The following is a 12,890-nucleotide window of genomic DNA, read 5'->3' on the forward strand; positions in this document are numbered from 1 at the left end:
ATCAGCAGCGCGGCCAGCCCGATGGCGTATGCGTTGAGCACCCAAGAGGCGGCGGACAGCGAGTTGCCGAAGCCGCGCCCGATGTCCACCAGGGCGACGTTGACAATCCAAAGGTCCAGGTTCGACATGAACACCGCCGCCACGACCACGGTGGCCATGGTCCACCGCGCCGCTGCATGGTTTGATTTCCGGACCATCACAGGCAGCAGACTAGCGGCCCGACGGTTTGATATGCAAACCTAGGGCGTATGTCCGTACGTGCCGCCAAAAACCCGGAACCGTTGCAGACCCCGACGGTCCGGGGCAGGCCCTGCGCGATCGCCGCCGCGTTGGAGATCGTCGGGGACCGGTGGTCCCTGCTGATCATTCGCGAGGTCCATCTCGGGCACCACCGCTTCGGCGAGATCGCGCGGGGCACCGCCGCGCCACGAGACCGTCTGGCCGCCCGGCTCAAGGAACTCGTCGCCGCTGGTGTCCTCGAGCGCACCACGTACCAAGAGGCGCCGCCGCGCTGGGGCTATTACCTCAGCGAGGCGGGTCGTGACCTGATACCCGTGCTGCAGGTGCTGCGCCAATGGGGTAATCGGTGGGCGGTCGAGCAGCCGCCGATCTCGATGCGTCATCGCGACCACGAGTTGTCGGTCGGTCACACCTGCGACGCCTGCGGGGAGCCGGTCGACTACGCCGAAGTGAAACGCGTCCGGGTCACCGGCGAGGGTTGATCCGGTGTCCGCGGTGGCACAGTTCGTCGGCGCCGTGTCGCAGCCTCAGCAAGCGGAAGGGCTTGGGCCGCAGGGGAACACGATGAACAGCGCGTACGACCTTTTCGCGACGAAGACGGTCCGCTCATGGGACGCATTCGAGGATGTGATTACTTGACGTCCAGTGGCGCAGCGAATCGGCTCCAGGTTGGCGTTGATGTTGGTTGCCGGCGCACCGGGGCTTGCTCGTCGGAACGGCGCATAGATGTTCACGCCGTCGGAATCGGTTGGGACAGTGCGGTCCTGACACCGTCGCATGCTGTGGGGGAGAATAAGATGTCAGCCGCAGGAGAAGATCGCACTCTCGCCTATCTCGTCGTGCGCCTTGCCATTGGGGTCAGTCTGCTTGGGCATGGTTTGGTTCGGCTGCCGAAGCTGGGTGTCTTTCACGCTCACTTGATGAGCGAGTTTCACACATCGCTTCTGCCTGGGGCGCTGGTCTCCGGGTGCGGCTACGTTTTGCCGTTTGTGGAGTTGCTGAGCGGATTGCTGTTAGTGGCCGGCGCAATGACGCGTATGGCCGCGCTGGCGGCCAGCTGCGTCATGATGATCCTGATCTTCGGCGCGACGTCGATTGAACGTTTCGACCTTATCGGCGATCAGCTCGTTCACACGATCTTTCTCGCTGCGGTCATTGCGTTCCGCCGCGACAACAGATACTCCCTAGACCGGCTGCTATCGCGAAGCCGACAGCTAAACACCGGGCCCTCAGGGACTTAGAGGAGCCGCTCGTTCGCGTGCGGCCAGCTGGCCGCAGTGCAAAGGACATCGTTGATGCGGCAGCCGTGTATTGACAATTGCTCCGCCGAAAGCCGTCTGAATCGTCCAACAGCCTGACATCCACGCCAGCAAGCGAGCTTCGGCTTCAATCACCTTTACGAGGCGCGTTCGCACCCTTCCGCCTCTGTACCACCCGCGCCGGGATCCGGTCTGCGCACGACCAGCCACGCATTATTGAGATACGCGATCGCCGCGTATAGCCGATTTGGATCGTCGCCAAAGGCTCCCAGACCGGCATTGCACGACGGGCACAGAAGGCCGCGAATGGCACGAGTCCTGTGGTCGTGGTCAACGGCAAGTGGCACCTTGAGCAGCGGTTGGCCGTCGCTGCGCGGACGGCCACCTACCCTCGTGAGGTCTATGTCGGCTTCTTTGGTACCGCAAACACCGCAGCGATAGTTCTGCTCGGCCCGGAGCGCGTCATACTGTTCGGGGGTAATGCGGTACTTGGCCCAAAGGTTGGCACGACGGATTTCCGCCGGACTCTGCAGGAGTCGGCGAGCTCGCTGGTAGCACGCCATGCACAACGGGTCCGCCTGGCCACACCGCGCCATCTTTGTCCGTGGCTTGAGTTGACCACAGCCATTGATGGGTGAGCATCGGATGAGTTCTTGCGCACGGATCAGTGTCATGAACGCAAGTCTGGAGGCGGGCACCGACAAACGTTGCTGGTAACACGCCATATTCGATCCAGCCGTATTCATCCCGCGCGACGGATTCTTACCAACGCACCCGCGCTGCAACGAACCAAGATCCGTTAAGCAGCTGTTCCACGTCGAGTTCATCGGCGAGCTGCAGCCCAGTTAGGTTGTTCCAGCCACGGTGGCCGACAAGCCAACGGTGGCTTGCCCTCTTTGGCGACCTTGCCCGACTTTGTCGCCGCAGCCGGTGACATGCCCGTACTATTTGACTCCGGTATCCGAAACGGGACCGACGTAGTGAAGGCATTGTCACTCGGCGCGACGGCGGTCGGTGTCGGCCGGTCCTTCGCCTACGCGCTCGCTTTGGGCGGCGAAGACGGCGTAGTACATCACTTGCGTTCGATCCTCGCAGAAGCCGACCCGCTCGATCAGCTCCGCGACCACGCTCGCATTATCGTGCTAACCAGCGAACCCGGGCAGCGAACACCATGAGAAATTTGCACGCCGGCTCGGCTGTCGACAAGCGCACCGCCACGGCCGCCCAAAGCCGAATCCGGATGTGAAGTTGTGAGCTGCAACCCGAAGATCCTGGAACGATAGAACGGGCAAGATCGGGGCCGAATTCCCTTTGACAACACGGTTAGTCGTTCAGTGCAGTCACACCGGCGTGACACCCGGGTAATCGGCGCTTGGAAGGGTAGTGCGCGTAATCGGTTTCGATCGAAGGACACCGACGAGCTGCGCCACCTGTATCGAAGGCTGGTGTCGGCGACGCAATGATGGTGTCCGCCACGAAAGGAGCGGTATGGCGAAGCGCTGGAACATGTCTCGGCGACGATTGCTGACGCTGGCGGGCGCGGCCGCGGGTGCGGCTGCCGTAACAGGAGTCGTTGCCGAGCTGCCCCGTACTCCCGCAGCCGCCCCGGCGCGTCCCCCGCGGACCATCGCCGAGGCCGGCGCGATGCTGCGGGACCGCCGCACAACGTCGGTCCAGCTGACCCAGGCAGCCCTGGCCGAGGCGAAGCGGCTGCAGGCGCAGCTGAACGCGTTCATCACGCTCACCGACAAACAGGCGCTCGACGCCGCGGCAAAGCTCGACGCCGAGTTGGCTCGCGGCACCGATCGTGGCCCGCTGCACGGCATTCCGATCGTCTGCAAGGACCTCTACTCCACCGCGGGTGTGCTCACCTCTGTCGGCTCGCAGGTTTTCGCGCACCGCGTGCCGACCGAGGATGCGGCCGTGATCACCCGGCTGACCGAAGCCGGTGCGGTGAGCATCGGCAAGACCAACCTCAATGAGTTCGCCGCGGGCATCGACGGCAAGAACCTCTATTACGGCGACGCGCACAATGCACTGCGCTCGGAGCGATCGCCCGGCGGGTCCTCGAGCGGGACCGGCGCCGCGGTGGGCGCGGGCATCGTCGCGGCCGGCATCGGCAGCGACACCGGCGGCTCGGTGCGAGTCCCGGCCGCATGGAACGGCGTCGTCGGTATTCGGCCGACGCACGGCCTGGTCAGCCTGTACGGCGCCTTCCCACGCGCGCCGCGGTTCGATGTCGCGGGCCCGCTCGGCCGCACGGTGCACGACACCGCGGTAATGCTCGCCGCGATCGCGGGTCAAGACCCTCGCGATCCGTATTCTCGGCCGGCACCGAAGACCGACTACCTGGCCTCGCTCGACAAGGGTGTCGCGGGTCTGCGGATCGGCCTGATCGAGGACTACAGCCTGAGCGGTCTGGATCCCGACGTGGAGGGGGCGGTGCGCCGGGTCCTGCCGCTGCTCGAGCAACTCGGCGCGCAAGTCATCACCGTGAAGGTCGAAAACCTCTCCGCCATTATGGACTTCACGCCGGCGTTCACCATCCTGCGCTGGGAGTTTGCCCAGGCGATGCGCGACGTCTATGGCCCGGTCACCGACAAGAGTGTCTTCGGCCCGGTGGTGCGCGCCGATATGGCCGCAGCCGCCAAACTTACGCAGGCCGACTACGACGCCGCGGTGGCGCGGCGCCCGACCGACGCGGCACCCCTGCGCTCCACACTCGACCACGTTGACCTGCTCCTGACGCCGACGATGCCCACCGTGGCGCCGCGGTTGGACACCCGGTCCGACGAGTTCACTCGCGGCCGTCGCTACACCATCCCGTTTACCTATGCGGACTTGCCGTCAATCTCGGTACCGTGTGGCCGTGGCGCCGAAGGACTCCCGGTGGCGGTACAACTCGTGGGTCCCGAGTTCGGTGAGGCGATGCTGTTCCGCGCCGCCGCGGACATCGAGCGTCACACCAGCGGTTGGTAGCCTGCCCGCGGCTAAAGCCGTTTCCGGCAAGCGTGTTGCCATATCGCTATGCGGAATGGGCGGTTTCACAGTAGGGGATCGTGAGGGCGAGGGCCTCCAGCTCGTAAGTCGATTGATGCATCCCGCGGGTAGGACCCGCGGCGGCTGCGATGACCCGTGACGCTTTCTCTGGGTGCGCGGCCCGACCGTGACGCTTTCTTTGGGTGCGCGGCCCGCTGGGACAGGACCGGGTGGTTCCACCGCATTCGCGTTCAGCTTGCGCTAACTGCATAAAACTGCTGCTGTCCAGGCATTTGGACCCGACCGGACCACTTGGGTAGGCGACGTGACGGTCGGGCAGGTCTGATTCACCTGATGAAAACGGAGTAGTTTACTTGACATAGTGTCGCTTATCGGTAAATGACTCACCAGGAGACTTCGATACGGCGGGCCTGCACTGCACAGACGGCCCCGAGCGTCCGTACCCGGCGCTGCTCGCCATTGCCAAGACGTCGCATCTCGCACGCAAGTTCTCGGCACGTCGCGCCAGAGCCGGTGGCTCCATCCGACGGAACGTAATGAGCCAAACCTCCAGCGCTCCGCCAAGGCCGGCCGACCCGGGTCGGTGACCCGGAAATCTTTCCGTCCCGGTCCCGTCATAATCGCAACAATACGTCACTGTGACGAAATGATCTGTGGCGCAGCGCTATTAACACAACGCGCTACACGCGCCGGCCATCGCCAAGAACCGTTCTTGTACGAAGCGGCCGACGAACCCGACCGTTGGGCCGCCCACACCCCTCGCGTCGACAACATTCGCGGCCACCGCCAAGAACCGTTCTTTGTACGAAGCGGCCGACGAACCCGACCGTTGGGCCGCCCACACCCCTCGCGTCGACAACATTCGCCGTCCGGCTAGCGGACCGCATACCACCGTCGTCGCTACGCCGGAGCCCAACTTCCCCATTATCAGGATTTCCTACTCAGACCGTCCCCCGCGCGGGCCCTCCGGTCAGCCACGGCCAATACGTCACTGTGACGAATCTTCTTGTCGCACAGGGTCTTTGCACGGATAAGCATCCGAAGAAATGCCGTGGTTTACGAAGCGGCGTACGAAGCCAGCTTCTCAGCGATGATGTTGACCGAAATGGTCCCATCGGTCGCGACCGCGTTCACGAACTGCTCGGCGTCGTCGATGTCAAAATCACCCAGTTGGATTCCGTTGATGTACAAGAAGGTCCATGCCGCCGCCCAAGCGGTGCGCTTGTTGCCATCGGCAAGCGCGTGGTTGCGCGCAAGCGATTGCATCAGCGCAGCCGCCTTGGATAGGTGGTCGGGATACGCGTCAATGCCGAAGACCGTCGCTCGCGGCCTCGCAACGGCCGCGTCGAGAAGGCCGTAATCGCTGACCGTGAGGACCTCTCCGACAGCCGCCGCGCCGGCGGTAAGGACGTCATCGCGGTCGAGAAATTCGGTCACGCCAAACGCTGGTTGAGTTCGGCCGACCTCGTCGCGACGATTTTCGCGGCCTCAGCGACCCGGCGCTTGTGCTCACTGGCTGCCGACAGAATCGCCTTGTGGGCAAACGCGCGGAGCGACAGGTCATCGCCCGCGGCCGCAATGCGGATGGCCTCGAGTTCTTCCTCGGTAAACGGGATATTCAACGAAGGCATACGCCTATAGTACTGCATTTGGTACTAATTTCAGTACCAGTGATTGACATCCCACGGCGCCGAGAGCCGCCCAACGCCTAGCGCGATCGCGCAGCGCCCGCCGAGTTCAACGAGCTGGTCTTCGCTGAAGTGCTCGCGCAGCTCGTCGTAAACCGCGTCGTCGATCGCGAGGTGGTCGCTGGCGAACAGCTCCGCGAAGCGCAGGGCGGATCGCTCGGCGGCCGAAAGGTTTTCGGCCTCGGTGGGGCACTCCAACGAGTAGACCGCGTCCTGGTCGAGGCATTCCAGCGGTCGTGCGGGCACCTCGATAGATCCGGATTAGCCTGCAATTCAAGCGATCTGCGGAACCGCGCCATACGTGCATGAATGGTTTTGAACCTGTGAGCGTATGCGTACGTATTTCAGTGTATGGCTACTGAACTGATCGACTGGGATGGCGCCTACCGGGAGGAAGGCATCTTCGTGGGACCACCCCCATGGAACATCGGCGAACCTCAACCTGCTTTCATGCGCCTGATCAACGAAGGACGCATCCACGGCGATGTCCTGGACGCCGGCTGCGGACACGCTGAGTTGTCGTTGACGCTGGCCGCCAAGGGTCACATCGTGGTCGGGGTGGACCTGAGCCGGGCAGCGATCGACACGGCCACGGCAACAGCGAAATCCCGCGGCATCGTCAATGCAACGTTTCTGTGCGCCGACATCACATCCCTGACCGGATTCGACGGCCGCTTCTCAACGCTGATGGATAGCACACTGTTTCATTCGTTGCCGGTCGAAAGCCGTGACGCTTATCTCCGTGCGATGTACCGCGCCGCCGGACCCGGAGCGTCCTTATTTGTCCTTGTCTTCGCCCACGGTGCTTTCCCTGACGATTTCACGGTGCCGATCAATGCCGTCACCGAGGGTGAGTTGCGCGCCGCCGTGTCGAAGTATTGGTCCATCGATGAGATAGAGCCCGCCTCCATCCACGCGCTGGCTGGACAGGTGCATGGTGATGGTGAAGTGGTGCCGATGCCGCAACTGGCCACCGACGAAAAGGGTAGGTTGGTCTTTCCCGCCTACCTCCTGTCGGCGCACAAATCGGCTTGATCGGCCCACAGAACCTGCAACTCGTTATCTGCGCGCTGCCACATCCGCAGTGTGTGAACTATCACTGGGCACAGCCTGTCTGACTATGTTCTTCCACGGAGGGGCGCAGCCCGCGCAGCACGGTGTCGAGGTGTCGTCGCCAGAGGTCGTCAGCACCACCGGCAGCGCAGATGCCGCGTAGTGCCCAAATGGTCGCCGTCACGTCTGCGGATGTCACGTCTTGCCGGATCGCCCCGGATCGCTGGCCGCGCGAAAGCAGGGCGGCCGACTGTTGCCGGAGTTCCTCGACGAGTGGCTTTGGCGCGAGGTCGCCCCATAGGTAGGCCGACAACCCGCTCTTGCGAACGAGTTCGGCGCCCACCGTGTAGAGGAAGACACTCAGGCATCGCTCGTCAGGTGCTGCATGAGCTTCCTCAGCGGTGGCCAGAAGGCGCCGGAAGAACTCGCTCAACACCTCGCGGACCAGCGCGTCCTTATTGGGGAACCGTCGGTAGAGCGTAGCCGGGCCGGTCCCCGCCGCACGGGCGACATCCTCCAGGGTCGCCCGCGCTCCGTGCTGCGCAAACACTTCCTCGGCAGCGGCGATCAAACGGCTGCGGTTGGTTTCCGCGTCTCGTCTCATCGTCAGCTCCGTCCCAGGAGTACTATCTGATAGTAAAGCTATCACTTGTTGGAGAGTCAGACGGTGACGACAGTCGAGGGCGTGGCGCGGGTCCGGATCGGCAAATCGGACCTGCATGTTCGACCGATCGGTCTTGGTTGCATGGGGATGTCGCAAAGCTTTGGTCAAGCCGACGATTCGACATCGGTACGAACCATTCGCGCAGCACTCGACCTCGGAGTGGACCACCTCGACACCTCAGACGTCTACGGAGCTTCCGATATCACGTGGGGAGTCCCTATCCGTGGGTTCGGACATAATGAGGAGCTGATCGGGAAGGCCATTTCCGGGCGCCGCGACGACATGGTGCTGGCCACGAAGTTCGCCGCCAGGATCAACGCAACCAACGACGGGATTGCCATAGACGGACGGCCCGAGTATGTGACCGCCGCGTGCGAGGCCAGTCTGCGCCGGCTCGGGACCGACGTGATCGACTTGTACTACTACCATCGGCTGGACCCAGAAGTCCCTATCGAGGAAACGGTCGGGGCGATGGCTGATCTGGTAAGCGCGGGCAAGGTCCGCGCGATCGGCCTCAGCGAGGTGGGGTCGCACACCTTACGCCGAGCACACGGGGTGCACCCCATAGCAGCCCTGCAGAGCGAGTACTCCCTCTGGGAGCGCGGCATCGAAAGCGATATCGCCCAGACTTGTGCCGCCTTAGGAATTACGCTGGTGGCCTACAGTCCGCTGGGCCGGTCTGCGCTGACTGGGGCGTTGGCCGCTGATGCCACCTTCGCGCCCGGCGACTTGCGCGCCACCAATCCGCGGTTCACAAGGGAGCACCTGGGCACAAATCTGGCCCCGGTCGCCGAACTCGCCGCGCTGGCTGAGCAAAAGGCTTGTCGGCCAGGACAACTGGCGTTGGCGTGGCTGTTGTCACGCCCTTTCCCGGTCGTGACGATTCCCGGCACCAAGCGCGCCGAGTACGTCGCCGAGAATCTCGCTGCCACCAACGTCGCCATCAGCGCCGACGAACGCGCTTACCTCTCAGAGCTTTTCGCGCCGGGAACCATCGTGGGTGACCGATACGCGCCTGAGCATGCCCGAACCGTCGCGCCAAACTGAATGCGCGAATGTGGCGGGAACCACCCGGTCTCGCCCAACAGGTGCTAAATGCCTCTCCAGTCCGGGTTACCCGCTATTCCAGCTATTCGACGACCCACAACACAAATCCCTCGCTGTTGCGCTATCCCATTCGCCTGGATCAGGGTCTGCAGTGCAGAAACAAAAATGCCGCTGTTACGAAGCAGGCGTACGAGGCCGGCTGGGTGTATGCACGTGGCGCCTAACCCGACGCGACCACCGAGGCGGAGCTCCATGGCGCCACACGTTCCGACGGAGCCGTCGTCTCGGGAAGATCGTCGCTGACATCCCACGTCGCCGAGAGCCGCCCGACGCCTAGCGCGATCGCGCAGTGCACACCGAGTTCGACGAGCTGGTCTTCAGTGAAGTGCTCGCGCAGTTCGTCGTAAACCGCGTCGTCGATGGCGAGGTGATCGGTGGCAAACAGGTCCGCGAAGCGTAAGGCGGATCGCTCTGCGGCCGAGAGGTTTTCGGCGTCGGCGGGGCGCTCCAGCGAGCAGACCGCGTCCTGGTCGAGGCCGTCGTCGATGGCGCTTTGGTAACGCACCGCGATGCAGCTTCGGCATTGGTTGAAGAACGCGATGCGCAGTCGCACCAGCTCGAGCAGCCGGGGCGGCAGCGTGCCGTTGGTGCGCAGCGCCGCGGTCAGCGAGCCCAACGCCTCGGTCACGGCGGGCAGGCGACCCATGATGGCGGCGACGCCGAGGTTGATCCGATCCCCTTGACCGAGATCTTGCGTCGGCACCGCGGCGAATGCGCTCGAAGGCTCGATTCGTGTCACGTCATCGTCTCCCGTTCACCGAGCGGTCTGGCCCGATCTCCTGGAGTATGGCCGCCTACGATTCCGGATGCCACCCCCTTGCTCAGCTCCTTGCGGCAATTTCGTCAGCGCCTCAAAGGCTTCGATGAAGATCGCGGCGATGGCGCCGTCGTCGGCGGTGGCGATCGGATCCTTTTTCAGCAGCGCGCGCTGCACGCCGATTCCGAGGAGCAGGGCGGAGACCATGTCGGCGCGAAGCCGTGGTTTGTCGGCCTTGATTCTGCGAGACAAATTGCGGGTCAGTCCGGTTTCGAGCTGTTCGTTGAGGCGCGTGACGACGGCAGGGTCACCGCTGGACCGCAGCAGCGCGAAAAGCGGGGCGTCGACGTCTCGGCGTGCGCGCAGCACCCGTTCGATCATGGCGCGGCCCACCACGCCATCCGGGGCTTGCCGTACCGATTCCACGTTATCCGAAATGTCGGTGGCTTCCGCGAAAAGCTCTTCTTTCGAACCGAAGTAGCGCTTGATGAGCATCACGTCGACGCCGGCCTGGGCCGCGATCGCCCGCAGCGAGGTCGCCCGATACCCGTTGCGCAGGAATTGTTCACGTGCCGCAGTCAGCAGCCGCACCCGGGTGGCTGCGGCATTTCGCCGCGGCGGGTTCGCATCCGGGCCGTCCTGGTCGACCGTGGGCTCCATCCTGCCTCCGTCCGAAATTTATCTACAACTGTAGACATACGTGCCCGGCGGGTCTAGGCTCGGGTATATCTACGCGTGTAGACATATCCGGCGTTGCCGCGGAATACGGCCGTCCCGCCCCAAAAACGCGCACAGTCAGGAGGATTCATCGTGACCGGAGTAATGCTCGTCAAACAGCGAGTCACCAGCGTCGAGCAATGGAACACGGTCTTCCGCAATTCGGAGCTTGACGCGGTGCGCCGTGAGCACGGACTGGTGGTCACCGGAACTTACGTCGACGCCGACAACCCCAACACCGTCATCGTGGTCATGGACATGCACGACGCGGACAAGGCACGTCAATTCGCCACGTCGCCGGAACTGGCCGCGACCCGCGAACGGGCGGGCGCGATCGGCGCACCCGACGGGGTCTGGTACGGGGCGCAACAGATCCGGTGAGACCGGGCTAGGCGTCGAACGGTGCCCCGTCGAAGCGCTCGCGGGTGACGAACTCGGGGACTGGCCGTCGTCGCAGCTTGGTCACCCGGCGCACTGGTTTGCCCAGCGGGACCACCGCGGCGATCGCGTACGAATCGGGCACGCCGAGAAGCTCTTTGACGCGCAGCTCCTCGGCGACGGCCATCGTGGTCAGCACGCCGCCGTAGCCCTCGCTGCGCGCGGCCAGCAACACGTTCCACACGAACGGGTAGACCGAGGCGCCGGGCACCACGCCGATGCGATCGAGGTTCTGATCGGTGGCCGCGACGACCGAGAGATCCAGACAAATCACGAGCACCACCGGAGCGTCGCGAAGCGGAGCCGACATCTGCGCGGGCGGCTCCGTCGCCTCGATGGTCGACGCGTCGACGCCGGTCGGTTGCAACGGGTTCCACGGCGTCTCGCCGTTGGCGAGTTGCGCGGTGTACCGGCGTGCGGCGGGAAGTCCTAGCTCGGCCAGCGCGGCCCGGGTGTCCTTGTCTCGCACCACGATGACGCGCACGCCCTGCCGATTGCCGCCGGATGGCGCGAAGCGGGCGTTGTCGAGAATCCGTGCGAGCACCTTGTCGGGAAGCGGGTCGTCAGTGTATTCGCGCACCGCGGGCGTCGACCGCATGACGTCGTAAAGCTCCATGCAAGCCATCGTGCCCCATGCGGTCAGGCGGCGTCGTGAAAGATCAACCCGAGGCTGCACCGGTGACCGGTGCGGACCACCGACACCCCGTGTCGCACGGGCGCGGCCGACCATCCCCGCGTCGAGCGGACCGGCCGTTCCCTGGTGGTGAAGATGTAGCCATGCCCGTGCGGCAGCGTGGTGGCGGTTCCGCGCGACTGCGCGCGGGGCCGCTGCTCGACGAGTAGGAACTCGCCGCCGCTGTGCGTCACGCCCGGCTCGGTGAGGTTGATGACGACCTGAAGCGGAAAGACGAGGTCCCCGTACAGGTCTCGGTGCAGCGCGTTCCAATCGCCCGGCCCGTATTTGAGCAACAACGCGGTGGGTTTGGTTTGGCCGGCGCGATGGCACATGTCGAGCCATTCGTCGAGTGTGTCGGGCCAGGGCGGGTCGCGTCGCAGCCTCGTCCACCAGTCGCGGGCGATCGGCAACAACCGGGGATAGAGCGCCTGCTTCAGCTCGTCGATGGGATGCGGGTAGGGCCGCTTGAAATAGCGGTACTCGCCTTGCCCATAACGATGGCGGGCCATGTCGACGGTGGCGCGGAACAGGCTGTCGTCTGGATAGAGATCGAGCACCGCTGCGCATTCCCTTGGGGTCAGCAGCCGCGGAAGCAGCGCGCCGCCAACCTCGTTCATGTCGGCGGTCACCGCGTCCCAGTCCGCGGCGTTCACCCTCCGATCCCATTTCGACGGCATCAGAACAATCTGCCGGCCGCCGCGGGCACCGGCGCCTCCAGGTCAAGCAGGAATCGTTTTCGCTTCAGGCCGCCAGCGTAACCTGTGAGCGCGCCACCCTTTCCGACGACGCGATGGCACGGGACGATGATGCTCAGCGGGTTGCGCCCCACCGCCTGACCGACTTCGTAGGCCGTGTAGCCGTCCGACAGCATCGCGGCCAGCTCGCCGTAGGTGGTGGTCTCGCCGTAGCCGATGCCGGGCAGGAGATCCCAGACTCTTCTCTGACGCGGATCGCCATCCAGGGCGATGGGGACATCGAACTGGGTTCGCTTTCCGGAGCAGTATTCGTGCAGCTGATCGGCGGCGCACCGAAAGAGTTCGTCGACGACGGACTGCACGGACCGACCGAGAGCGTCGGCAGCGGGTGGGTGCCAATGATGCCGGAAGTACACGCCCGTGAGGGCGTCGCCGTCCGCGGCCAGTGTCAGCTCCCCGAGGGGGCTATCGATCACCGTGTGTCGTGTCTGCATCGTTCGACCTCCTTTCCTGGTAGACGACGGACGGTTGGAAAACGTGAGCTCGCATCTCGGTGTCTCGCATCTGACGGCGGGCCAGCGTCTTCACAATGGGAG

General features: G+C 64.3%; 16 protein-coding genes and 1 pseudogene. 7 read left to right on the plus strand and 10 right to left on the minus strand.

Translation table 11 applies throughout. The features are described from left to right. The first annotated feature begins 248 nt into the window (after positions 1–248). Both N415_RS22865 and N415_RS22870 read left to right on the plus strand, forming a co-directional pair. Complete coding sequence (locus N415_RS22865) at positions 249–722, plus strand: helix-turn-helix domain-containing protein (RefSeq protein WP_068187011.1); 474 nt, start codon at positions 249–251, stop codon at positions 720–722. 315 nt (positions 723–1,037) lie between these two features. Further along, complete coding sequence (locus tag N415_RS22870) at positions 1,038–1,481, plus strand: DoxX family protein (RefSeq protein WP_068187169.1); 444 nt, start codon at positions 1,038–1,040, stop codon at positions 1,479–1,481. A gap of 155 nt (positions 1,482–1,636) precedes the next feature. Here N415_RS22870 and N415_RS30960 read toward each other — a convergent pair whose 3' ends face one another. Continuing rightward, positions 1,637–2,173 carry an endonuclease VII domain-containing protein gene (locus N415_RS30960; protein ID WP_161630341.1) on the minus strand — a complete coding sequence of 179 codons (537 nt, stop codon included), beginning with the start codon at positions 2,171–2,173 and terminating at the stop codon, positions 1,637–1,639. 171 nt (positions 2,174–2,344) lie between these two features. Between N415_RS30960 and N415_RS30965 the strand changes: the two are divergent. Both N415_RS30965 and N415_RS22875 read left to right on the plus strand, forming a co-directional pair. After that, positions 2,345–2,602 (plus strand): annotated as a pseudogene (locus N415_RS30965) (alpha-hydroxy-acid oxidizing protein); the annotation flags it as partial. 385 nt (positions 2,603–2,987) lie between these two features. Beyond that, positions 2,988–4,478, plus strand: a complete 1,491-nt coding sequence (locus tag N415_RS22875; protein ID WP_081665437.1) for an amidase — start codon at positions 2,988–2,990, stop codon at positions 4,476–4,478. 1,077 nt (positions 4,479–5,555) lie between these two features. Here N415_RS22875 and N415_RS22880 read toward each other — a convergent pair. From N415_RS22880 to N415_RS22890, 3 genes are read right to left on the minus strand one after another with little or no spacing between them, the layout of a single operon-like run. Then, positions 5,556–5,936, minus strand: coding sequence for a type II toxin-antitoxin system death-on-curing family toxin (locus N415_RS22880; RefSeq protein ID WP_068187015.1), 381 nt, complete (start codon positions 5,934–5,936; stop codon positions 5,556–5,558). Beyond that, positions 5,933–6,130, minus strand: a complete 198-nt coding sequence (locus N415_RS22885; RefSeq protein ID WP_068187170.1) for an antitoxin Phd — start codon at positions 6,128–6,130, stop codon at positions 5,933–5,935. The genes N415_RS22880 and N415_RS22885 overlap by 4 nt, the downstream gene beginning before the upstream one ends. A 30-nt stretch (positions 6,131–6,160) precedes the next feature. Continuing rightward, positions 6,161–6,433, minus strand: coding sequence for a hypothetical protein (locus N415_RS22890; protein WP_068187017.1), 273 nt, complete (start codon positions 6,431–6,433; stop codon positions 6,161–6,163). Positions 6,434–6,538: 105 nt separating this feature from the next. Between N415_RS22890 and N415_RS22895 the strand changes: the two genes are divergently transcribed. Beyond that, positions 6,539–7,222 (plus strand): class I SAM-dependent methyltransferase, encoded by a 684-nt coding sequence (locus tag N415_RS22895; RefSeq protein WP_068187019.1) that lies wholly within the window; start codon positions 6,539–6,541, stop codon positions 7,220–7,222. 61 nt (positions 7,223–7,283) lie between these two features. Here the strand turns inward: N415_RS22895 and N415_RS30970 are convergent, their stop codons facing one another. After that, a complete protein-coding gene (locus tag N415_RS30970; protein WP_161630342.1) occupies positions 7,284–7,844 on the minus strand; it encodes a TetR/AcrR family transcriptional regulator in 561 nt (186 codons plus the stop codon). Positions 7,845–7,907: 63 nt separating this feature from the next. Between N415_RS30970 and N415_RS22905 the strand changes: the two genes are divergently transcribed. Then, on the plus strand, positions 7,908–8,951 hold the full coding sequence (locus tag N415_RS22905) for an aldo/keto reductase (RefSeq protein WP_081665439.1): 1,044 nt from the start codon (positions 7,908–7,910) through the stop codon (positions 8,949–8,951). A gap of 220 nt (positions 8,952–9,171) precedes the next feature. Here the strand turns inward: N415_RS22905 and N415_RS22910 are convergent, their stop codons facing one another. Both N415_RS22910 and N415_RS22915 read right to left on the minus strand, forming a co-directional pair. Beyond that, positions 9,172–9,750, minus strand: coding sequence for a carboxymuconolactone decarboxylase family protein (locus N415_RS22910; RefSeq protein ID WP_068187021.1), 579 nt, complete (start codon positions 9,748–9,750; stop codon positions 9,172–9,174). A gap of 15 nt (positions 9,751–9,765) precedes the next feature. Continuing rightward, positions 9,766–10,428: a TetR/AcrR family transcriptional regulator gene (locus tag N415_RS22915; protein ID WP_081665440.1), complete on the minus strand. Its 663-nt coding sequence runs from the start codon at positions 10,426–10,428 to the stop codon at positions 9,766–9,768. A gap of 150 nt (positions 10,429–10,578) precedes the next feature. On the opposite strand from N415_RS22915, the gene N415_RS22920 reads away from it, so the two are divergent. After that, positions 10,579–10,866, plus strand: a complete 288-nt coding sequence (locus N415_RS22920; RefSeq protein ID WP_239645670.1) for a hypothetical protein — start codon at positions 10,579–10,581, stop codon at positions 10,864–10,866. A gap of 7 nt (positions 10,867–10,873) precedes the next feature. Here N415_RS22920 and N415_RS22925 read toward each other — a convergent pair whose 3' ends face one another. Genes N415_RS22925 through N415_RS22935 form a run of 3 tightly spaced genes read right to left on the minus strand, consistent with a single transcriptional unit; the run spans position 10,874 to position 12,788 of the window. Beyond that, positions 10,874–11,539, minus strand: a complete 666-nt coding sequence (locus N415_RS22925) for a nitroreductase family protein (RefSeq protein ID WP_068187027.1) — start codon at positions 11,537–11,539, stop codon at positions 10,874–10,876. Positions 11,540–11,562: 23 nt separating this feature from the next. Further along, positions 11,563–12,276, minus strand: coding sequence for a 2OG-Fe(II) oxygenase (locus N415_RS22930; RefSeq protein WP_068187028.1), 714 nt, complete (start codon positions 12,274–12,276; stop codon positions 11,563–11,565). Continuing rightward, on the minus strand, positions 12,276–12,788 hold the full coding sequence (locus tag N415_RS22935) for a methylated-DNA--[protein]-cysteine S-methyltransferase (protein WP_068187029.1): 513 nt from the start codon (positions 12,786–12,788) through the stop codon (positions 12,276–12,278). Before N415_RS22935 ends, N415_RS22930 begins: the two co-directional genes overlap by 1 nt. Positions 12,789–12,890 lie beyond the last annotated feature (102 nt).

This window comes from Mycobacterium sp. UM_CSW (genome assembly GCF_000455205.1).
GTDB lineage: Bacteria > Actinomycetota > Actinomycetes > Mycobacteriales > Mycobacteriaceae > Mycobacterium.